General features: G+C 36.8%; 21 protein-coding genes. 9 read left to right on the forward strand and 12 right to left on the reverse strand.

Annotated features, from left to right (window positions below; genetic code table 11):
* Positions 1 to 38: 38 nt before the first annotated feature.
* Together BGO88_RS04705 and BGO88_RS04710 are read right to left on the reverse strand one after the other, a co-directional pair.
* On the reverse strand, positions 39 to 476 hold the full coding sequence (locus BGO88_RS04705) for a hypothetical protein (RefSeq protein ID WP_286706111.1): 438 nt from the start codon (positions 474 to 476) through the stop codon (positions 39 to 41).
* A gap of 3 nt (positions 477 to 479) precedes the next feature.
* Positions 480 to 1,097, reverse strand: coding sequence for a GNAT family N-acetyltransferase (locus tag BGO88_RS04710; RefSeq protein ID WP_286706112.1), 618 nt, complete (start codon positions 1,095 to 1,097; stop codon positions 480 to 482).
* 306 nt (positions 1,098 to 1,403) lie between these two features.
* On the opposite strand from BGO88_RS04710, the gene BGO88_RS04715 reads away from it, so the two are divergent.
* The 9 genes from BGO88_RS04715 (at position 1,404) to BGO88_RS04755 (ending at position 9,332) form a co-directional block, all read left to right on the forward strand.
* Positions 1,404 to 2,816: a hypothetical protein gene (locus BGO88_RS04715; protein ID WP_286706113.1), complete on the forward strand. Its 1,413-nt coding sequence runs from the start codon at positions 1,404 to 1,406 to the stop codon at positions 2,814 to 2,816.
* Between the two features lie 403 nt (positions 2,817 to 3,219).
* The gene (locus tag BGO88_RS04720) at positions 3,220 to 4,854 is read left to right on the forward strand and encodes a T6SS effector amidase Tae4 family protein (RefSeq protein ID WP_286706114.1); all 1,635 of its coding nucleotides are present in this window, start codon (positions 3,220 to 3,222) and stop codon (positions 4,852 to 4,854) included.
* Between the two features lie 12 nt (positions 4,855 to 4,866).
* Positions 4,867 to 5,274, forward strand: a complete 408-nt coding sequence (locus BGO88_RS04725) for a hypothetical protein (protein ID WP_286706115.1) — start codon at positions 4,867 to 4,869, stop codon at positions 5,272 to 5,274.
* A 188-nt stretch (positions 5,275 to 5,462) separates the two neighbouring features.
* Positions 5,463 to 6,392: a GLPGLI family protein gene (locus BGO88_RS04730; protein WP_273238585.1), complete on the forward strand. Its 930-nt coding sequence runs from the start codon at positions 5,463 to 5,465 to the stop codon at positions 6,390 to 6,392.
* Between the two features lie 23 nt (positions 6,393 to 6,415).
* On the forward strand, positions 6,416 to 6,913 hold the full coding sequence (locus tag BGO88_RS04735; RefSeq protein WP_286706116.1) for a hypothetical protein: 498 nt from the start codon (positions 6,416 to 6,418) through the stop codon (positions 6,911 to 6,913).
* A gap of 192 nt (positions 6,914 to 7,105) precedes the next feature.
* Positions 7,106 to 7,468 (forward strand): heavy-metal-associated domain-containing protein, encoded by a 363-nt coding sequence (locus BGO88_RS04740; RefSeq protein WP_101471708.1) that lies wholly within the window; start codon positions 7,106 to 7,108, stop codon positions 7,466 to 7,468.
* A gap of 10 nt (positions 7,469 to 7,478) precedes the next feature.
* Positions 7,479 to 8,096: a class I SAM-dependent methyltransferase gene (locus BGO88_RS04745; protein WP_286706117.1), complete on the forward strand. Its 618-nt coding sequence runs from the start codon at positions 7,479 to 7,481 to the stop codon at positions 8,094 to 8,096.
* Between the two features lie 2 nt (positions 8,097 to 8,098).
* Positions 8,099 to 8,458 (forward strand): iron chaperone, encoded by a 360-nt coding sequence (locus BGO88_RS04750; RefSeq protein ID WP_286706118.1) that lies wholly within the window; start codon positions 8,099 to 8,101, stop codon positions 8,456 to 8,458.
* Between the two features lie 4 nt (positions 8,459 to 8,462).
* On the forward strand, positions 8,463 to 9,332 hold the full coding sequence (locus BGO88_RS04755; protein ID WP_286706119.1) for a GNAT family N-acetyltransferase: 870 nt from the start codon (positions 8,463 to 8,465) through the stop codon (positions 9,330 to 9,332).
* Between the two features lie 110 nt (positions 9,333 to 9,442).
* Here the strand turns inward: BGO88_RS04755 and BGO88_RS04760 are convergent, their stop codons facing one another.
* The 10 genes from BGO88_RS04760 to BGO88_RS04805 form a co-directional block, all read right to left on the reverse strand.
* Entirely contained in the window at positions 9,443 to 10,621 is a 1,179-nt protein-coding gene (locus BGO88_RS04760; protein WP_286706120.1) for an AIR synthase related protein, read from the reverse strand.
* A gap of 104 nt (positions 10,622 to 10,725) precedes the next feature.
* Positions 10,726 to 11,613 carry an OmpA family protein gene (locus BGO88_RS04765; protein ID WP_286706121.1) on the reverse strand — a complete coding sequence of 296 codons (888 nt, stop codon included), beginning with the start codon at positions 11,611 to 11,613 and terminating at the stop codon, positions 10,726 to 10,728.
* A gap of 77 nt (positions 11,614 to 11,690) precedes the next feature.
* Positions 11,691 to 12,479, reverse strand: a complete 789-nt coding sequence (locus BGO88_RS04770) for an OmpA family protein (protein WP_286706122.1) — start codon at positions 12,477 to 12,479, stop codon at positions 11,691 to 11,693.
* 356 nt (positions 12,480 to 12,835) lie between these two features.
* Positions 12,836 to 14,320: a carboxypeptidase regulatory-like domain-containing protein gene (locus BGO88_RS04775; protein ID WP_286706123.1), complete on the reverse strand. Its 1,485-nt coding sequence runs from the start codon at positions 14,318 to 14,320 to the stop codon at positions 12,836 to 12,838.
* Between the two features lie 18 nt (positions 14,321 to 14,338).
* Positions 14,339 to 15,748 carry a CsgG/HfaB family protein gene (locus BGO88_RS04780; RefSeq protein WP_286706124.1) on the reverse strand — a complete coding sequence of 470 codons (1,410 nt, stop codon included), beginning with the start codon at positions 15,746 to 15,748 and terminating at the stop codon, positions 14,339 to 14,341.
* Position 15,749: 1 nt separating this feature from the next.
* Positions 15,750 to 16,151, reverse strand: a complete 402-nt coding sequence (locus BGO88_RS04785) for a curli production assembly/transport component CsgF (RefSeq protein WP_286706125.1) — start codon at positions 16,149 to 16,151, stop codon at positions 15,750 to 15,752.
* A 16-nt stretch (positions 16,152 to 16,167) separates the two neighbouring features.
* On the reverse strand, positions 16,168 to 16,893 hold the full coding sequence (locus BGO88_RS04790; protein ID WP_286706126.1) for a CsgE family curli-type amyloid fiber assembly protein: 726 nt from the start codon (positions 16,891 to 16,893) through the stop codon (positions 16,168 to 16,170).
* A gap of 3 nt (positions 16,894 to 16,896) precedes the next feature.
* A complete protein-coding gene (locus BGO88_RS04795; protein ID WP_286706127.1) occupies positions 16,897 to 17,412 on the reverse strand; it encodes a hypothetical protein in 516 nt (171 codons plus the stop codon).
* 60 nt (positions 17,413 to 17,472) lie between these two features.
* Positions 17,473 to 18,309 (reverse strand): hypothetical protein, encoded by an 837-nt coding sequence (locus tag BGO88_RS04800; protein WP_286706128.1) that lies wholly within the window; start codon positions 18,307 to 18,309, stop codon positions 17,473 to 17,475.
* A gap of 473 nt (positions 18,310 to 18,782) precedes the next feature.
* Positions 18,783 to 20,972, reverse strand: a complete 2,190-nt coding sequence (locus BGO88_RS04805; protein ID WP_277015517.1) for a glutamine synthetase III family protein — start codon at positions 20,970 to 20,972, stop codon at positions 18,783 to 18,785.
* Positions 20,973 to 21,232: the final 260 nt, after the last annotated feature.

The raw sequence follows: 21,232 nt of genomic DNA on the forward strand, positions 1-21,232 counted from the left end.
TACAAAAAAAGGGATTTTCATTTAGAAAATCCCTTTTTTTATTTTTTGAACTTCCATTCAAATTCATCCTTGTCATTGATGATGGCTCCTATTTCTACCTTTACCACCTCATCAAATTCGGCTTGGAGTATTGTCCAGTTAGCTTCGTTAAAAAAGTTTTCCAGCGTATCGAATTCTTCCTTTTCCCATTTTGCCCATCCGGCAGTTTCGAGTTCTTTTTGTACTTCAGCCATTGGACGGCCTATAATTTTTTTATCGAAAAGTAAAACTTCCGGATTGGATGTGATAAGATAACCCAGTCTGAAATCTTCATCCTTGTAAAAAGTCAGTCGGATTTTCTGCTTGTTGTACTGTAGTATTCTATTACCATCTTCATCAGGAGAAGTCTTATCGGGTTTGCCGTATACTTCTTCTACATCTTTTTGCAACATCCCGAAGACCAGTTTGTCTATTCCTGTTTTTGGATTGATTTTCATATTTTATTTGTTATTTATTTTATCAAGCAGCCTTTGTCTGGCTCCTTCCTCCCATTCGTTTTTCAGTATGCTCAAAATTATGGAATCGCGTCTGTCATGGCTATTGAGTTTGGGCATATGGCTTCGCAATATTCCCTCTACCTGGCAGCCAATACTTTTCATTGCCGCTATGCTTTTGGCATTATTACTGTCTGCCCTGAATTCGACCCTTTCCATTTTCAAAACCTCAAAAGCAAATTGCAACATCAGGAATTTGCAGTGTTTGTTGAGTCCGGTGCCCTGAAAATCTTTCCCATACCATGTATATCCCAGCTGCAGGCTGCTAAACGGAAAATTAATATCATAAAAGCGTGTGCTTCCGGCGTAGCGCCCTGTTTTCTTGTCTATAACGATAAAAGGAAATTCTGTCTTGTTTTCGCGAGCTTGTATTGCCAGGTTGATGTAGTTTTTCAGATTTTCACTTCCACTAGCCGCTATGCTTGAAAATGTCCAGATTTCAGGCTCATTGAGTGCAAAATACAACAGGTTTTCAAAGTCGGAATGTTGCAACGGACGCAACAAAACGGTATCGTCTTCTAAAACCAGGTTTTGTGAAAAGTCAAATTCTTTTTTTAATGTCATAAAGATTGTACGATTTAGGGTTGTATAGGTGCGTAAAAAAGCTTCGTGAAGATATAAAATATTGACAGGTTTTTTTTTACAGATTGGAATAAATTATTACAGTCGTTTCTGTATTAAGAATAAACATTTTAGTTCATAACATAAAAAACACTGTATACATTGAAAAAATTAACACTAAACCCTTTTTATCAGTATCGTTTTATGATTTACTTGCAATAAAAATAAATTAATTTGTTTATTTATAAATTATTTTTTGTAGTATTGTATCACTCTCACGCCAAAATGACTAATTAAAAACCAAACAGTATGAAACAAAGAGCTAAACTTTTAAAGAGCCTCCTTTTTATTTGGAGCATGGTGTTATTAAGTTGTCAGACAGACGAAACTCAGGAACTTCCCGGTGAAAATAATTCTGTTTCGCCTATAGTCAGCAAACCTTTTACCGATTTCAAAAAACTTCCTGATTTACTTTCGGAAGCGCTTCCGGGCGAATTGCTTTTGGCGGCAAGAAATGGCAATTCCAACGCTGATTCTAACTATCAATTTGAAATCGACAGTACGTCTGTAACACAAATCACGAACAATGGTATTGAGTATTATACAATGGCTGTAACCCGTGAAACAACCGAAGAAGGAACATTTGAAAATCTTGTTGTTTTTAATATCGGAAATGAGAAAAAAGCAGTACTTATAAAATATAAGCCTGACGATTCTTACCTTTTCCGCTATAAGGCTGATACTCAAACCCAGTTTACCGGTAAATTCAACATGACAGAGATAAGCAGAACTTCTTTTCTTTCCAGAAGTGCTACTGCAACTAAATGTTTTATAAGCACCCAACTATATTGTACCAATAATAACCCGCCAACCTTAGCCGGCCAGGGCTGTTATAAAAACAAAGACGGCGGAGCCCATGTGAAATCGGTAATATCAATTAATTGCTTCGAAGTGGTCATGAATAACCCTGAGCCCTATCTTGAGAACAAATTCGTTCTTGAACCCGTTACCGATGCCGGCGGTGGAAATCCTGACATTGCAATTCCTATAGCTACCCAACCGATTTTTCTCGGAAATATTCAATTTAATTTTATAAGACGTTTAACTCCGGAACAAAAAGACTGGTGGGACAGTCCTGCTAACAATAAAGCCGTAGTATCAATTCTTAACCATCTAAACCAAAACACATTTGACGGGACAATCAATCCCGAAGCAATAGCATTTGCCAAGAAATTAATTGATTATTCTATTGCAAACGGACTCTCATTTGAATTTGACGGCAGAATAGAACCGTCCGGAACCAGAACAATAAATAGCCTGGAAGAACTGGCCGAATCTTTAAACCAACTGGAAATAAATTCAGTTGAAATGGAACAGCAACCTAACATAAGCAATACTTTTTTAGGCAGCTACAAATTCAAAATCAATCTTTTTACAGGATTAAGATTGAATGTGAAATTTTCTGTTTCCAGACAACAGCGACATACCGTTACCAATGTAACTTCTGAAGAATATGGTGCATCACTTGGAGAATGGAGCCAAAGCGACTATTTCGTTGATATACTGCCCAACGGAAACATTAAAGTTGAAGTTATCGGCTCTATGAAATATGATTATTCTATAGAAGGCTGGGGAATCAAAGTCTTCAAAGGAATACGTCTGACCTTAATCCTGAATCCGATGGATGCCACCATCGTAAGCTCATCATGGCGTTACAATTAATATTAAAAATCCAACTATGAAACAACAGGTCTTTGAAACAGAAACAGTATACAATCTGCCTTTTATTTTAGGCACTTTGTGGGAAGTAATCAGCCTTCTTTTTCTCGCCGTAATTATTTATTTTATAATAAAATTATATCGGAAATTAATTAAATTTTTAGATAGAAACACTCCTGATTAATCAATTATACTTAACTAAAAACGGCGGGGAATTCCCCGTCGTTTTGCTTATTAACCAATTAGTAACCTGATAAAATCTTACCACTTATTCTTCTATACGACCACTTATTACTTTTCATTAAAACAGGTCAGCTTTTGTGGGCATATTTATACATAATAAGTTAATCAGGACAATTCTTTCACAACCCGAAGATATCAGCCACAATAAAAGCCAAACAGAACTATGAATCTCAAAACAAAACTTCTTTTTAGCTTCTTCATAATTGGAAGCTTACTATTAGTAAACTGTCAGGTCGAAGACCTTCAGGAATCGGCCAGTAAACGCAATCCATACGCTCCTATTGTCAGTAAAGAATTTAAAGAATTTGAAAAACTTCCGGGCTTATTATCAGAAATTATACCCAATCACGGATTATCAATCCGGAATAAGAATACAGACCCGCATTATCAATTTGAAATAGACAGTACCGCGGTAATCCAAATTACAAATAATGGGATAGCCTATTACACGATGTCTATCACAAGAGAAAATCAGGAAGATGGCGTATTTGAAAACCTTGTTGTTTTTGATGACGGAAATGAGAAAAAGGCAATTATTGTTAAATATAAACCGGATGCCTCTTTTCTTTCCCGCTTCGAGCTAAATCCTGATGCACAGTTTTCCGGAAAGTTCAACATGACGGAATTAGAACGCTCCAATTTGGCCTCCCGATTGACTTCTGCCACCAAATGTTTTATAAGTACGCATTTGTATTGCACCAACAACAATCCGCCCACATTAGCCGGAAAAGGCTGCTATACTAACAAGGATGAAGGTGCACACGTGAAATCGATAACCTCTGTTAATTGTTTTGAAATAATTATAAACGAACCCGAACCCTATCTTAACAATACTTTTGTTCTTAATCCTATTAACGATGCCGGAGGCGGAAATCCTGACATTGCAACATCTATTGCAACACATCCCGTTTTTATGGGAATAATTGATTTTAGATTTATCAGGAGACTTACTCCGGAACAGAAAGCATGGTGGAATAATGCTAATAATAATAATGCTGCTGTGGCTGTTATATTAAATTATTTAAAAGATAATACTTCCAATCATTCCTATGTTAACAATCAATTGATTTTAGATGGTGATATAAGTAGCGAGGCAAGAATATTTGGGAGGTGGGCTATTGATTATTTAAGAACTCATCCATCTATTACTATTGGCAAATTCCAAAATTGGTTCATGGTACCGGACGAAGGAAGAGATTTTTTATATGACGAAAATTTTTGGGAAAACCCAAACTTAAATTTCCCCCAACAAGACTTACCAAGTTGGGATGACTTTGAAAACGCGTACCCATCCGAAAGCAGTTCACAACTTTATGGTGTTGTTGGCGGTGAAGTAGCTAAAGCTCAAATAGACTATCCAGAGGCAACTGTAAACGGCTGTGCCTTGAAGGTATCAAGAGCACTAAACTATTCTGGAGTTATCATACCAAGAATAATTACAAGTAATGGGTATCCCGGGACTTTAAAAGGAGCCGACGGAAAATATTATTTTTTGAATGCTAAATCTTTAAATAAATGGATGAGAGAAACTTTTGACACAAATCCAGCAACAGATTCTACTCCAATTAATGAAAATCATTATCATTTTACAGCAGATGATGGAGGTTCCAACGGAGAAAATTTTCCTACTTTAGTTGATGGAAAAAAAGGTATTTTTTCAATGGTTTCCACAAATCCTCAATGGTCGTCTGGACATGCAGATATAATTAATGATGACGGAACTTGTAAATCCGGTTGTCATTTCCAAGACAATCCACCAGCACCAATCGATTATATTGATATTTGGGTATTGGAATAAATTTATAGAAATATGAAAAGAAAGTCTATCCTAATTATTTTATGTATCTCATTTCTTTTGTCATGCAAAACATCTTCTAAGTTTAATCGAAATGATATACCAAGAGACAAAGAAAAAAAAGAATGGATTTTTGCCTTTAAGGCACAGGTATTCTATGAGTGCCTTAAAAACAATAATGTCATGATTGAAAAAGATGCTTCTCCCTCTTTAAATTTTCAAGTATTGGGAGATTACAATGTATTATCAAAAACGACTGCTATCGGGAAAAATTATTCCAAAATTATCAACGATAGGGCAACTTGGCTTAAAGGTGGAGATTTGGAAGGCTATAAAGCTATTACTAATGGTTGTCTATCCTTTTTTGAAAGTAAAGAATTAGATTCAATTGCAAATTTGGAATATCTCAATTTTAAAAATTAAGTAGCAAAAAAAGTTGAATCAATTATACTTAACTAAAAACGGCGGGAAATTCCCGTCGTTTTTTATTTAACCCTCTCACTTTAATCACTTTCTGTTGCGATTTTGTGTAATTAAAAATAAAATTTATTACTTTAGAAAGGTAAATCATTGATTTTCAAATCTAAACAGCAACACTTAACAACAGAGATATGAAAACTTTTCTATTTACTTTATTCGCAACAGCAATTGCCCCTTTTGCTTTTGCACAAGAGCCGGACAAGGCGTTGATACGTGTAAAATATGCCTTTTCACATGTACGGGATACTACAAACAGGGAAAATTATTATAGGGAAAACATGATGCTGATAGCCGGTAAAAATGCTTCTGTATATTTAAGTTATGATAAAATAATACAGGATATAGAAGCGAAAGAAGCGTTTGAAAAACAAAAACGTCAGCAGGCTAATGTAGAAACTCCCACATTTGTTTCTCCGCCCAAAAAAAGACAATCCAATAGCATGGAGATTTTCTATTTTGCCAATCGGCATAAGTTTATTATAAAAGAGCAATTGGTGGCTTTTTATCTTACAGAAGAAAAAGTAGAAAAAATTGACTGGAAAATCTCAACCGATACCCGTATTATTGAAGGCCTGAATTGCAAAAAAGCAACAGGCTATTTTAGAGGCAGGAACTGGACAGCCTGGTTTGCGGAAGAGTTACCTTTTTCAACCGGCCCATGGAAACTGGTAGGATTGCCCGGACTGATTGTTGAAGCTTATGATGAGGATGCAGAGGTGAGTTTTATCTTTTTAGGATTGGAGAAAATTGACGAAAAGGCAAAACCGGTTCGGAATCCATCAAATGATTATACCATCAGAAAAATAGGAAGCAGCAATGTCCTTTCAGAAACTGAAATTCAATTGCCTCCGGATGCTATTAAAGCAACTCCGGAAGAAATAAAGAAATTAAAGGAAACCCGCGATAAGGACCCAAAGAAATTCCTGCAAACCCAAATGGAATTAGTAGGACTTGGCAGCCTCAAACAAGTTTCGCCTGGTAAAAACACTGGCATTCCTGCACAAATGCCCGTATTTAACAATCCGATAGAGCGCCCAAAATCTCTACATCCTTACCCATGATGATTTTTGGTGGAATGGCAACAATGAAAACAATAGTTCTTCTCCTACTTCTATTTTCATGCTCCAATCTTGCTGCTCAAGACCTGAGCAATGTACTCTTGTATGAACAGCGTTTTTTTGACAGTGACACCTGCTGCTGGAGAAAACTTGCCAATACTAAAGAATATGAAAAAGCGGGCAATATGATTGTTTCGTATCTTAAAAACAATAAAACCCATACTAACAGTCAATCCTTACAATGGCATGCCGGGCAAATGTTTGCAAAGGCGCAAAATGATAAACAGGCCATATTTTATTTTAAAAAAACCTATAATTTTTTATACAGGTTGTTTGGAGGTGATGAGGGAAAAGCATGGTATTTCTATGCAAAGGGAACTGTTGCTTTTATAAAACGGGATAAAGGAAAACTCCAAAAGATGATACAGAAATGGGATAAAAATCTTCCAAAAGACAGGAATTATGATGCCTTAGTACAGCTTTATGAAAATTGGGATAAAAAATATTTAGAGGCGACGGAGTGATGAAGTTATAAAGTTGGAAAGTCATAAAGTCATAAAGTCATAAAGTCATAAAGTCATAAAGTTGTAAAGTTGTAAAGTTGTAAGGTTAGATGGCTGAAAGTAGTATTTACGATACACATTCCTATCTGATAATTTTAGGATTTTACAGCCAATAATTTGCCTTATATTTGTGAGAAAGCAAAATTATAACTGATGAAAAACACTTTCTTAAAACAATCAATCTTATTATTTTTTATGCTATTTGCTGTTGCTTCATTTGGACAGGAAGGCAAGAAAAACCAAAAAGCAGTTATCAAAACCAGTATTCATTGCGACCATTGTAAGGAATGTGAAACCTGCGGGTCAAAATTTCAATCCAATATGCTAAAGATAAAAGGCGTGCGAATGTATGAACTGGATGAAAAAAACAGTACACTTACGGTGTATTATAATGCTACAAAAACGGATTTACAGACTATTAAAACGGCCATCTCTAAATTAGGCTATGATGCAGACGATATCAAAGCTGATGCAGTTGCTTATGAAAGCTTAGACAATTGCTGTAAAAAAGCTTAACAAACTTAGTATGGATACAAAAAACAAAGAACATTGGGAGGCCGTCTATCAGAATAAAGGCCCGGAAGAAGTAAGCTGGACACAAGAAATTCCAAAAACTTCATTGAATTTTATCCATTCTTTTAATTTAAATAAATCCGCTAAAATCATTGATATTGGCGGTGGCGATAGCAAATTGGTTGACTTTTTACTCGATGAAGGTTTTGAAAATATCAGCGTACTGGACATTTCTGCAAAAGCACTGGAAAAAGCAAAATTACGTTTGGGGAATAGGTCAGAAAAAGTAAATTGGATTGTAAGCGACATATTGGATTTTAAACCCGATACTACCTTTGATGTGTGGCATGACAGGGCTGCATTTCATTTCCTCACTACAAAAGAACAGGTAGAAAAGTATATCGAAATCGCCCAAAGTGCCGTTTCCGGATACCTAACAATTGGTACTTTTTCTGAAAACGGACCAAAAAAATGCAGTGGCCTTGATATAAAACAATATGGTGAAGAAACCCTGCATGCTGTATTAAAAAACAGATTTGAAAAATTACACTGTATTTATGAAGACCACAAAACACCTTTTAATACTACACAAAATTTCTTATTCTGTAGTTTTAAGAGAAATAGGAATTGAGTATGACAGCGAAACCAGATAATATAGACGAGTATATTGCGACTTTCCCACATGATGTACAAAAGATTCTGAAAGAAGTTCGCTCCACCATACAAAAGGCTGCCCCAGAAGCCACCGAAGCAATTAAATATGCCATTCCTACTTTTGTACTAAATGGTAATCTTGTCCATTTTGCTGCTTTTAAAAACCATATTGGTTTCTATCCGGCACCGGAAGGCATGGAAGAATTTGACAGGGAACTCATTGCTTACAAAAAAGGGAAAGGTTCTGTACAGTTTCCTTTTGACCAACCCATACCACTCGACTTGATTGCAAGAATCACCGCATTTAGGGTAAAACAGAATTCTGAAAAAAAGAAATAATATAATGATGCAATTCCAGACGCTTGAAAAAAGCAGTACAGAAGAAATTCTGGAAGTTTTCAATAGTTCATTTTCAGATTATATTGTTCCTTTTCGGCTGACCTTACCACAATTAGAAGGGAAAATCACCAATGACAGCGTTCGCATGGAATTGTCTGTCGGAGCTTTTGAAGCCGGCAAATTAGTCGGGTTTATACTCCATGGTTATGATAAGATTAATGGGGAAACTGTGGTTTATAATGCCGGAACGGGAATCATACCTGAAAAAAGAGGAAATGGACTCACTGCCCAACTTTACGAATATATTCTCCCTTTTCTAAAGGCTGAAAATACAGACATTGTCAGACTTGAGGTACTTACGGAAAATATTCCCGCGCTAAAAACCTATGAAAAAACAGGTTTTAAGGTAGTCCGAAATCTCGACTGTTATAAAACATCACTACAAATAGAAGGTCAAGACAAAGACTATGACATTAGAGAGTTAAAATCGTTTGACTGGCAAAACATGAGACTGTTTTGGGATTGGGAACCTTCATGGCAAAATTCAATCACTGCCGTAGAAAATTTAAAAGAAACCAATCATGCGGTTGGAATTTTTGATGAGGAACAATTACTTGGTTATCTGATTTATAATCCTGCTGCGAAAAGAGTACAGCAGTTTGCTATTAAAAAAGAATTCCGTAGAAAAGGATTGGCAGGGCAGCTTTTCAGCTATATCGCTTCTAATTTTGGTAACGAAATAGCATTAATCAATATCGATGGTAATTCTAAAGAAACTGCAGCTTTTTTGGAATCTATGGGATTCGAAAAATTTATAAGCCAATATGAAATGGAATTAAAATTAGATGGCTTGCGGGAAGTTTATACAGGATAGTAAAGTTTAGTATTTCTATTGGGAACGAGGAAAATAAACTTATTGAAATTTCAGATAAAACAATAAAAAAACTCCCGAACAGCGGGAGTTTTTATTTAATAGGACATTGATTAATATTCAAAAGTTCCGAATTCACTTTTTATTGTCAGCTTCTTGTTTTCTGAGGCTTCAACCCTGCCTACAATCTGCGCTTCTATGTTAAACGACTCGGAAATTGCTATGATTTCATTGGCTATTTCCTGTGGCACGTAGATTTCCATCCTGTGTCCGCAATTGAATACCTGATACATTTCTTTCCAGTCTGTCTTTGATTGTTCCTGAATAAGCCTGAAAAGTGGCGGAATCGGGAATAAATTGTCTTTTATCACATGTACGTTATCAACAAAATGTAAGACTTTTGTCTGAGCACCTCCACTGCAATGAACCATTCCGTGGATTTGTTCCGGAGAATAGGTATCCAGGATTTTTTTGATAACAGGCGCATAGGTTCTTGTTGGAGAAAGCACCAGTTTTCCGGCATCAATTGGAGCGCCTTTAACTTCGTCTGTTAGTTTCACATTACCGGAATATACCAAATCTGCTGGTACAGAAGCGTCAAAACTTTCAGGATATTTCTGAGCAAGATAGTTATGGAATACATCATGACGCGCTGATGTCAATCCGTTACTGCCCATTCCTCCATTATACGACTTTTCATAAGTTGCCTGACCAAAAGAAGCCAAACCAACAATCACATCGTCTGGTTTGATATTGGCATTATCGATTACTTTGTCTCTTCTAATTCTTGCCGTTACGGTAGAATCGACAATTATGGTACGTACCAAATCACCTACATCTGCCGTTTCGCCACCTGTTGAATGAATGGTAACGCCAAAAGATTTTAATTCTTCAATAAGTTCTTCAGTTCCGTTAATGATGGCAGAAATTACTTCGGCCGGAATCAGGTTTTTGTTCCTCCCAATAGTGGAAGACAGCAATATGTTGTCTGTAGCGCCAACGCACAACAAATCGTCAATATTCATAATGAGGGCATCTTGAGAAATGCCTTTCCAAACAGACAAATCGCCCGTTTCCTTCCAGTACAAATAAGCTAAAGATGATTTTGTTCCTGCTCCGTCTGCATGCATAATGAGGCAGTAATCTTCGTCATTGGTTAAGTAATCCGGAACAATTTTGCAGAAAGCTTTTGGAAATAATCCTTTGTCTATGTTTTTAATTGCGTTATGGACATCTTCTTTTGAAGCAGAAACTCCTCGCAAATTATAGCGTTTGCTGGTATCAGAACTCATAAAAATAGGTTGTGTTGTTGTGCCGCAAAGATAATCAGTTTTTTTGAGTTTCAATTGGCAGACAGTCATAGATTTTCAAGCTACCTGCTTTTGTAAAACATGGGCTAATTCTCTATGATTTCAATTTCAACACGTCGGTTTGCAGCTCTTTCCTCCTCACTTTTTTCCGGAATGGCAAAAAGTGGTTCGGTTACTCCAAATCCTTTGTAGGTCACCCTATCTTTATCAATTCCGTTCATTTCCAAGAATCTGGCAATGGCTTTGGCCCTTTTGGTCGAAAGGTCCTGTTTGTCGTTTTGCATACAGCAAATATGCCCCTGAATCTGTATTTTCATCTGCGGATTTCTTTTCATGACTTCCAGCAATTCATACATTTTGGGTCTTGAGTCATTAGTAATAGCAAATGTGTTCAACTGAAAATTAAGATTCTCCAGTTTTATTTTTTCGCCGGGTTTTGCAACCGTCAGTTTTTCCATAAAGGCAACATCAAAAACCAATTCACTGGTCGTGCCATTAGGATTCTGTAGGGTCATCTTTTGCGGATATTCAGGCATTTCCCTCTGTTTTTTCACCACGGGTTCTTCTTTAATTCCAAGAATTTCGTTTTCTCGTGGCAGGTCTTTGGCCAAAAGGAAATAAATGGTAACCTTTCTGTTTTCGGATTTTATTTTTGATTGCCTGTGTCTTTCTCCAAAGCTTCTGGTCTTGAAATCATCCCTGATTTTTAGCTTTCCGTTTATTATGCCATAAATAAAATCGACTCTTTTTTGTGCAAGCGTGTCGTTAAAAGCTGTGGTTCCGTCTTCATCAGTATAACCATTGATTGCTACAATCTTGACCTCTTTATTGGTATTGATAAAATTTTGCAGCCTTTCGTTTTCCTTTTTTTTGAGTTCGTATTTATTGCTGTCAAAATAGACTGAAAATTCTTCCTGCGCCTGTGCTACTAACGAAAAAAATAAAAAAAAGATATATAGAGCCGTATTTTTCATGGACTGGGGTTTATAAATAAAAACGAAGTAACAAATTATTTATTACATAGGAAAATCTGCCTGAACATCTAATATTGCTACTTACTGTCAAGTATTACAATCTCTACTCTCCTGTTTTCATTGCGCTCCTGCTCATTCCTTTCCGGTATCTGGTGAATGGGCCTTGAACTGCCAAATCCTTTATATTGCAGCCTGTCTTTACTGATGCCGTTTTCAATCAGGAAATTATAAATTGCCCTTGCTCTTATGGTGGCTATGTTTTCTAAATCTGTTCCCAACTGACAGCATATATGCCCTTGTATTTCTATTTTCAAATCGGGTCTTTCAACCATTACATTTAGCAATTCCTTTAATATAGGTTCAGATGATGGCACTATAACTCCGGAACGGTTGTAAAAATTAAGATTTTTTAGCGTGAACTTATCACCGGTTTTTAAGTTTTTTGTTTCTTCTGAAAGATTCTCTTTTGCAACGGGCTCTTCTTTTTTAGCCGGAATAGTATAATAAACTACTGCTTTACGGTTGGCTGATGCCAAACCAGGCTGGGTCAACCGTTTTCCAAAACCTTTTATTTCAGCTTTCCCGCTTATTTTTATATTGCTACTTTTAAGTTTTTCCAAAACATAATTAGCCCGTTTTACAGAAAGCACATCATTATACTCCAGACTGCCAACCGAGTCGCAATAGCCATAAATTTTTTCAACCTCTGCTGTAGGATTATCACTTATCCATTGTTGCAATTTGGTCGTTGAGGCGGTATTCGTTTCTGAAATATCAAAATCAAAAAACACTTGGAATTGTTGTTCCTGAGCATATAGGAGTACAGAAAACAATAAGAGGAAAGTTGTGGTAAATTTTTGCTTCACGTTATATTTTTTTTAAATTAAACGGAAGATTCAGAATTTTATTACGATTAAATAAAAAGTGAGACAGCTTTCGCTATCTCACCAGTTTTAGAATTAATTTGCTGCGAAAAATTAGAATTTAGGTTCACCCGGTAAAGGGCTTGTATTTCAAACTCAAATCCTAAAGCAAATTAAAATATTTATTTACGATGGGGGTAAATAAATAAGTATAAGTACAAAACTTATGGGGTAAAGTTCTATCGAACGAACTCTTATTTTCATCACTAATTTAAGTTAAAACAGTATAGTTTTTCAGAATTTTGGCGGATAATCGATTAAATGCAATATTCTTAGCCAAAACACTTTACATATTTATTTTACTCCCAATCCGGCATTGAGGCATTCGTAAATAGCGTGGTTCTTGAGGCTACTATGCCAATCAGGTATTTCTGTATATTCCTCGCACTAATAAAATCATTTGAGGTGTTTACAAAAATTACTTCTGCTTCATTGGGCGAATATCTGGCATCAATGTCTACCGTTCCGGCCGGTTTTTCGGTATTGATTTCTGCGGTTGTATTGGTACTGAAAGTATGCTGGAAAATTCGCGTATCCAATTGCCTGTAGTCCGGATTTTCAAAACCGGAAATATCCCGGGTAAAAAGTAATTTTTGTCCCGTGATTGAAAAATTAAGACTTCCCACAGCTCCATTCACTCCCGAAATAACCAGGTCTGTAATGCTACCTTCGGACGTAATCACATATATTTCGGCATTATAACCGCTGGCATCATTAACCTTTAAGGCAATTTTTGAGCCATCATAACTCCAATCACATTCTGAAATAAATTTACCATTTGGCGTATGGAAGATTTCAGTCAGCCCGCTCCCATTACTGTTTATCCTATATAGTTTGTCAAAACTCGGATAGATAATCTGACTACCGCTGGTGTTCCATGAAAAATTGATAAACTCAGGATTAAACCCTGCAACGGGCACTGAATTTGTCACTTTGAATACTCCCGAACCATCCGGATTCATGATATAAATATGGTTTTGGGCTCCGTTGGAACGGATAAAAGCTATTTTATTCGATTGGTTGTTTTTTCTGGGTCTCCAGCTATTGGTTTCTGAACTCGTCAGTTGTATCTGATTGCCGGAATTGTCACCTGCATATATAACATTATTCTCGCTAAGCTTTTTGACAAAGAGGAAACGGGTATCCGGAAAAGAAGTTGTCGTGAATGTTCGTACTGCACTCATAACAGGAGCATTTACTCCATCAGAAGCCGAAACCTGCCAAAAATATTTGGTTCCGAAAGCAAGATTTTGCAAAGTAAAAGTTGGCGTACTGATATCCGAATAAACTACCACATCATCTGTAGCATCGTTTCTGAGTATGACTTCATAGGTGAGCGAATCCTGTTCAGGGTCTGTAGCCGTCCAGGTCAAAACAACCTGGCGGTTCTGGTTGACCGCATTGTCAGCCGGAAGTGTTAATGTTGGAGCATTGGGCGGGCGGTTGCCACTTGTGGAGACAGACAATTCAAAAACAATTTCTGTTGTACTATTGTTCACAACATTTGCTGCTTCAAACTTGGTGAGATAGCCGTCTTTTTGAGCCTGAAAAGAATATTGGCCTACGACAACTTTAGGAACTGTAAACCTTCCGTCTTCATCCGTGAAAACAATACTTGATGTTGGATTGGAGAAAACTTTTGCATTCGCCAAAGGCTCAAACGTATTGGCTACGACCACTCTTCCTGTAACGGTTCCGAAATCTTCTCCATCGACTTTTTCCTCACTGCACGATAGGAGCAGAAGCAAAAGAACAAATCCTGATTTTATAAGAATATTTTTCATGACTTTAAAGATTAAAAATTATTGCTTCAGCGGATTTTGGGCTTCTTCAATGATGTATTTCTCATAGATTTTCTGATTTTTTCTTGGGAAATAATACGTCAGCCCTAACCCAAACCGGAAATAATAATCATCACGCACTCCTCTTTCCAAATAATCTATAGTGTCGCTAAAGTTGAGATTGTGTTCGGCATACACTTTTATTCCGATTGTTTTGGAAGCCAGATATTCCAGTCCGGCACCGTATTGCACTTTTGCATGCGTATTTTCGAAAAGACGGTTGGCTCCAAATCCGACACCTCCAAAAACATACGGACTCAGTTGTTCTTTAGGCAGTAAAATCAGTTCGGCATTCAGGTCAAAAGTCAGATAGCCTACATCCAGACGGTCTTTGTTTGCTAGGTTAATAACATTTATGGAACCGCAAAGGTTAAAACCCGGAGTGAAAAAATATTTCAATGCCCCACGACCCATCGGACGAAGTAATGACTTGTCATAATCGCCATCAATAAGCGTGGCTCCTCCCGCTAATTCCATCGCAAACCGTGACCTTCTTTCTGTTTTGTATCTTCCGTAGATTCCGGTAGCATCTGCCACTTCTTTTTCCATTTCATATTTTGAAATAAGCGAATCTACTTCTTCTTTACTGGCATCTGCTTCCCAAATTTTATCCTGAATTCCTTCCAGTACCAAAGACTGTACTGCTTTTTCGATAGCTTCTGTCACAGCCATCTGTACGGGTTCGTTTGTAGAATATCCCGTTTCGACTTCAAGCAATCTTTTGAATTTGACATATCTGAAAAAGCTCTGGTCAATGGCCTGCGACAAAATAGTTTTGGAAACATATACTGATTTCAGGATTTTTCCGCTTGCCGTAGAAATCATCCTAAGGTAAATGGTCACACGGTCCTGCCTGTATTTTGTGGAACCTCCTACTCCAAAATATCTTGCCCCGAAACCTCCCGTTATGATGTTCGTATCATAGGAAACAATACCTCCTTCTAACAAAACTCCTGCATACAAAAGCGGCGTTAGCTGTTCTGTTGAATTTGGATTTTTAGAATATTCCTGCCTCGTAGAGCGAATCAGGTTTCTTTCCTGCAAAAGATTTCCAATGTTTTCGCGCTCAATCGGAACAAACCATTTGGAATCTTCCAAAGCCTTGATTAATATAGAGGTCGCTCCCTGAGTTACGGCAGTACTGAAAGTACTTCCGTTATCCGAAGCTTTATATTGTCCTGTTTGGTCCCTAAATTTATAAATCCCAACTACCACGGGTTCTTTAGGTTTTGGCAATTCCCTTAAAAGTGTTGTTGCCGGGGTGATTTCTCCCAACGATGCTTTTTCAATCTTCAATGGCTGATTGTAATAAGCGCCACATCCGGAGAGCAACAGCATCAGGACTATCGCAAAGTAATATCTGATCTGCATATTATGATTTTGGGATGATAACTTGTGTTTGTTCTCCTGTATTTGTATCCAGGATAGTTACGGTCAGTCCGTTTTCTGACGGAAAAATTTCAACAGACAGGCTGCCAAAAGTGTAGCTCCCTTCTGAAATTCCGTTATTTCCAAATTGTTGTGTGAACAGGGATCTGGAAACCAAATTCAGCAGTTGTGAGTTCAGGTTTTCAGTAAAACTCTCCAGTTCCGTTTTTGTTTTGGTCGTGACCGTATTGTCTTTTAGTTTGTTTTGGGCTTCGGCTGAACTCAGAAGCCACTGGTAGTTAAAAGTATCTCCTCCAAAATTTGGGTTTCTGGGCTTGTAGACCAGATCCTGAGCATTCGCTGCATAGGCCAGCAAAATGATAATTGCAGTTGCTAGAGCTTTCATAATTAATAGAATAAGATTAATACTGAGTGAGATATCGGCTTTGTTTTTCCAGATTTTTCAGATAAGCAGAAGTAACATTTACAGCATCTTCGGCTACGAGACTTAAAAATTCTTCATCGGGATTTACTAAAAACTCATAAATGGGATTAGTATCTATGCTGATCGTAATTTTTGTATTTCTGGCAAAACTCAATTCTTCAGTTATGGTAACAATCTTTTTGGAATTGATTTTCAGATCGCTATACTTAAAAAAATATAAGTCATAAAAATCTTTACCTGCTTTGGTTTTGGTATCATCGGTTACTATCCCGGACAATTCAAAACCGTCTACAGGAACTATTCCTTCATCCTTTTTTTCTTCACCAATGACAATCCTGTCTTTTCCCACCAGTTTTTTATTACTATCATAAAAAAGGAGCATGACAATAACTTCATCATTCTCATTGACATTGATTTGGGTTGATGACAGCTTTTTTGTCTCGTTCGGATCTAAAGTAAAAAGCCCTTCCTGAGCATTATTGGATTGATTGCTGTTTATCTTATTCTTTCTTATTACTGATAATTTATACGATAGGCTTTGAACGATATCGGTTAAATTTTCCGCAGTACCAGTAATCTTTATATTTCCTTCAATTTCTTCCAGGTGTATTTTTGCCTTGACCTGGCTGTTCGTCAGTTGCGAATAGGCGGCAGGAGAAAAAAGCATCAGTATGAAAAAACTATAGGAAAGATATTTTGGCATGGCTTATTGGTTTATTATAATTACCGAAGAACCATTTCCGGACTGTGTGACTTTCATGTCTTTTGAAAGGGAATTGGTTCCATAATTTTGTATGTTCTGATTATTACCTTGCTGAATCATCTGCGTATTCACATCATATTTAGTGTAATAGGTAAAATCCTGTATACCGTTATTTTTCCCGGATTGTATGATATTCTGTGTTATTGTGTTGGCCTGTTTAGAAAGTGAAATAGCATTATCATCACCGTTTTGAAGCACAGAAACATTGACTTCATTGGCTTTTAAGTTTGCATTGAACAAATTGTAATCTCCTATTTGCTGTACCAGAATATCTCCTTTCTGAAACAAGGAATTGGCATATTGTTTCGGATTCATACTTGAAACCACAAACAGGGTTTCTTCCTTCGAATCAAAAACAGAAGAACTGTATTGATCGAAGCCCGGATTTTCTTCTTCCTGTGCCAGAGCAACCTGAGAAAAAAGTATCAGGAGCAATAGCTTAAAAAATAAGGGTTTCATAATCTTTTGTTTTATAAAAATGGGGCCACCTGAACCGGCTGCCCCATTTTCATTCCTCAACTAGTTGGATTGAGTAACGTTGTTGATGTTAGAATTTCCTTTTTGAACGTTCATGCTGGTTTGGTTGTTACCGCTTTGCATTACGTTAGAATAGTTAAAGTTTCCTATTTGAAGTGTGTTGTCTAAATGACCAAATCCGTTTTGAGTAGTCAGAGCGTCATTTTCCTTACCATATTGATAGTGGCTGGCTTTGTTGGCACCGGAAGCTGCTACGGCTGTACTGGTCTGAGTAATTTTAGAATCATTCATTTCCCCACCCTGACTAGTGTAGGCAATGTTGAAATCTCCATTTTGAGTTTGTAATGCATCATTGTATCCGTGTGGCATGAATGGCACAGCAACTGCACTTACAAATCCTAGAGCTTCTGCACTGAACGGAGCTCCGGATGGCATTTCGTTTCCGGTAGTACCCTGGTCAATAGTAGCTTTGTTGTTGTTTCCAGTCTGTACCTGTTTTGCCCAATCATGACCGTTTCCGGCAACAGGGTTTAGCTGATCCTGCCAGATAGTAGCCTGGTTGCTGTTTCCTGTCTGAACCTGATAAGCTTCATTGTAAAGATTGTTTTGTGATACAAAAGCGTTGTTTGAGTTTCCAACTTGTTTTACGTCTGCTTTGTTATGATTGGAAGCAGAAGAAAGGTTTGGATTAATTCCTTGCGTAACATTCGAAACGTTATTGTTTCCTTGTTGTCTTACATCCGAATCCTGATACGATCCTTTTTGATTAACAGCCGAGTTGTTGGATCCGCCCAACTGCAAAACATTGCTGTCATTAAATTGTGCAAAAGAAACTGCACTTACCAGCATCACTGAGATGCTCAAAATCACTTTTTTCATAATAAAAATATTTAATTGGTTATAATTACAATTTAATATTTGGGGGACGAAAAAAGTCTTAGAGGGAAGCTGCTAACAGCTTGTGAATGAAGTATTTTTGGATTGCAATTGTGGTATCTTGCTTTTCAAAGTTATTTCTTTTTTCTAAAAAGCAATACGGGAAACCGTAAAAATTACATGCTAATTCTTATTTTTCTATGAATTGTTTAAAAAATCGGATGAAATACATGATTTTTAATTTACACCATCAAAATTAATTGTAAAATTCACATTTACGGGCTATTTATTTAACTTTTTAGTAAGATTAAGAGTTCAATTTATTTTCTACCAAAAATAATATGTAGAATTTTTCTTCTACTTAAAATAGAATATCGTCTGAATTTCAATTATTACCCTCCTATGTAATAGCTACAAAAAAAATACCTGCCATTGGGCAGGTACTTTTCAGGTGTTGTGTTGTTGTTTGTAGTATATTATTTAGTAAATAATAATTCTCTGTATTTGGTTAATGTCCAGATTTCATCATCTACCAAAAGCTCCAGCTTGTCACAGTGCTTTCTGATAATTTCAAAATAAGGCTTCACCTTGTTGCAATAGGCAAAAGCCATTTTTTCTGTATCAGAAAGATTGTTGGCTTTTTTACGTTCCTGGGTCATTTCTTCTACCTTAGTATTGATGGCTTCGATATGTCCGGAAATTTCCTTGATTAATGTAATCTGCTCTTTCGCTATTGTTTCATATTCTTTCCCAAAGATGTCTTTCAAACCTCTTACATTTTCAATCAAAAGGTTTTGGTAACGGATAGCTGTTGGTACTACGTGATTTCTGGCAATATCTCCAAGAACCCTTCCTTCAATCTGGATTTTCTTAGTATATTCTTCCATTTCGATTTCATAACGAGCCTCAACTTCTACATGGTTCATTACTCCTAACTCACCAAACAATTCGATAGCTTTTTTAGAAACTTTTGCTTTTAAAGCTTCAGGAGTTGTTTTATGGTTGCTCAATCCTCTTTTAGCCGCTTCTTTCTGCCAGGCATCGCTATAACCGTCGCCTTCAAAAAGAATGTTTTTTGTTTCTTTAATGTATTCTCTCAAAACATTGAAGATGGCATCGTCTTTCTTCATGTCCTTCCCTTCAATCAAGGCATCAACTTCTTTCTTGAAATCGATAAGCTGTTTTGCTACGATAGAGTTTAGTGTAGTCATAGCATTGGCACAGTTTGCAGTTGAACCTACAGCCCTGAACTCGAATTTATTTCCTGTAAATGCAAACGGAGAAGTTCTGTTTCTGTCTGTATTGTCAAGCAATACATCCGGAATTTTTCCTACTACATTTAATTTAAGGTCTGTTTTTTCTTCAGGAGATAATTTTCCGTTTGATACGCCTTCCAATTCTTCCAAAACTTTGGTAAGTTGTTGTCCGATAAAGACAGAAATAATTGCCGGAGGCGCTTCGTTAGCTCCTAAACGGTGGTCATTGCTGGCTGTAGCGATAGAAGCACGCATTAGTTCTTCATAAGTCTGTACTGCCTTAATCGTATTGATAAAGAAAGTCAGGAACTGAAGGTTGCTCATTGGCGTTTTTCCAGGACCAAGCAAATTCACTCCGGTATCTGTTGCCAAAGACCAGTTATTGTGTTTTCCGGAACCGTTAACTCCTTTGAATGGTTTTTCATGGAACAGCACTTTGAAATCATGGCGTTCTGCTACTTTCTGCATCACATCCATTAATAAAGAGTTATGGTCAACCGCAAGGTTTGTTTCTTCAAAAATAGGAGCCAATTCGAACTGATTTGGTGCTACTTCGTTGTGACGGGTTTTTACCGGAATTCCCAAAAGCATACATTCGTATTCCAACTCTCTCATATAAGAAAGTACTCTTGTTGGGATGGAACCGAAATAGTGGTCATCAAGCTGTTGTCCTTTTGCAGAAGTATGTCCTAATAAGGTTCTTCCCGTCATTAATATGTCCGGTCTTGAGTTTGCCAATGCAGAGTCAATCAGGAAGTATTCCTGTTCCCAGCCTAAAGTAGCGGTTACCTTTTTTACATTCTTATCAAAATAACGGCAAACCGATGCTGCAGCTTCGTCAATAGAGTGTAATGCTCTTAATAAAGGTGTTTTATAATCCAACGCTTCACCTGTATAGGAAATAAAAACAGTAGGAATACATAATGTTGTACCAAAAATAAAAGCAGGCGATGTAGGATCCCAGGCCGTATATCCTCTTGCTTCAAATGTGTTTCTTATTCCTCCGTTAGGAAAACTCGAAGCATCCGGTTCCTGCTGAACTAATTGTCCTCCTCCAAATTTTTCTACCGGGTCGCTGCCATCAAATGAAGTTTCAAAAAAAGCATCATGCTTCTCTGCCGTTGTTCCTGTCAAAGGCTGAAACCAGTGCGTATAATGTGTTACTCCTTTTGACAATGCCCATTCTTTCATTCCAAGAGCAATATAGTCTGCTAATTTTCTATCGATTTTCTTTCCATGCTGTATTGCATCTTTTACACCCTGATAAGCATCCTGCGTCAGGAACTGGCGCATTGCCTTGTCATTAAATACATTGCTACCAAAAATTGCAGATTTTTTCTCCAATTCCTCAAATTTGACAGGCTTTCTTCCGGCTGTCTGCGCTAATGCTTGAAAACGAAATGTCGACATATAAATTGTTTTAGATTTGACTAATTTGATGCAAAGATATAATTTTTGAATAAAAAAATAATTTATACCCCTATTTTTTTAGGGTATAAAATAATAAAAATAAAAATATACCCTAACCACCCCTTAAAAAACAAGCAAAACAAAGAAAACAAATCTTCATACCTTTTTACAATATGTATTTCACCTGCCAAATCTTATAACTTAATCTAAAAACTATATAATATTCATTAAAAATGAAAAATCCTACAAATAAATACACA

Source organism: Flavobacterium sp. 38-13 (assembly GCF_001899155.1).
Classification (GTDB): Bacteria; Bacteroidota; Bacteroidia; order Flavobacteriales; family Flavobacteriaceae; genus Flavobacterium; species Flavobacterium lindanitolerans.

Coding starts and splice junctions, on each gene's coding strand:
- BGO88_RS04760 (WP_286706120.1), bottom strand. CDS start 10,621: ATGAGTTCTGATACCAGCAAACGCTATAATTTGCGAGGAGTTTCTGCT.
- BGO88_RS04745 (WP_286706117.1), top strand. CDS start 7,479: ATGGATACAAAAAACAAAGAACATTGGGAGGCCGTCTATCAGAATAAA.
- BGO88_RS04715 (WP_286706113.1), top strand. CDS start 1,404: ATGAAACAAAGAGCTAAACTTTTAAAGAGCCTCCTTTTTATTTGGAGC.
- BGO88_RS04705 (WP_286706111.1), bottom strand. CDS start 476: ATGAAAATCAATCCAAAAACAGGAATAGACAAACTGGTCTTCGGGATG.
- BGO88_RS04755 (WP_286706119.1), top strand. CDS start 8,463: ATGATGCAATTCCAGACGCTTGAAAAAAGCAGTACAGAAGAAATTCTG.
- BGO88_RS04735 (WP_286706116.1), top strand. CDS start 6,416: ATGAAAACAATAGTTCTTCTCCTACTTCTATTTTCATGCTCCAATCTT.
- BGO88_RS04780 (WP_286706124.1), bottom strand. CDS start 15,748: ATGCAGATCAGATATTACTTTGCGATAGTCCTGATGCTGTTGCTCTCC.
- BGO88_RS04740 (WP_101471708.1), top strand. CDS start 7,106: ATGAAAAACACTTTCTTAAAACAATCAATCTTATTATTTTTTATGCTA.
- BGO88_RS04800 (WP_286706128.1), bottom strand. CDS start 18,309: ATGAAAAAAGTGATTTTGAGCATCTCAGTGATGCTGGTAAGTGCAGTT.
- BGO88_RS04750 (WP_286706118.1), top strand. CDS start 8,099: ATGACAGCGAAACCAGATAATATAGACGAGTATATTGCGACTTTCCCA.
- BGO88_RS04710 (WP_286706112.1), bottom strand. CDS start 1,097: ATGACATTAAAAAAAGAATTTGACTTTTCACAAAACCTGGTTTTAGAA.
- BGO88_RS04765 (WP_286706121.1), bottom strand. CDS start 11,613: ATGAAAAATACGGCTCTATATATCTTTTTTTTATTTTTTTCGTTAGTA.
- BGO88_RS04775 (WP_286706123.1), bottom strand. CDS start 14,320: ATGAAAAATATTCTTATAAAATCAGGATTTGTTCTTTTGCTTCTGCTC.
- BGO88_RS04785 (WP_286706125.1), bottom strand. CDS start 16,151: ATGAAAGCTCTAGCAACTGCAATTATCATTTTGCTGGCCTATGCAGCG.
- BGO88_RS04720 (WP_286706114.1), top strand. CDS start 3,220: ATGAATCTCAAAACAAAACTTCTTTTTAGCTTCTTCATAATTGGAAGC.
- BGO88_RS04805 (WP_277015517.1), bottom strand. CDS start 20,972: ATGTCGACATTTCGTTTTCAAGCATTAGCGCAGACAGCCGGAAGAAAG.
- BGO88_RS04725 (WP_286706115.1), top strand. CDS start 4,867: ATGAAAAGAAAGTCTATCCTAATTATTTTATGTATCTCATTTCTTTTG.
- BGO88_RS04795 (WP_286706127.1), bottom strand. CDS start 17,412: ATGAAACCCTTATTTTTTAAGCTATTGCTCCTGATACTTTTTTCTCAG.
- BGO88_RS04730 (WP_273238585.1), top strand. CDS start 5,463: ATGAAAACTTTTCTATTTACTTTATTCGCAACAGCAATTGCCCCTTTT.
- BGO88_RS04790 (WP_286706126.1), bottom strand. CDS start 16,893: ATGCCAAAATATCTTTCCTATAGTTTTTTCATACTGATGCTTTTTTCT.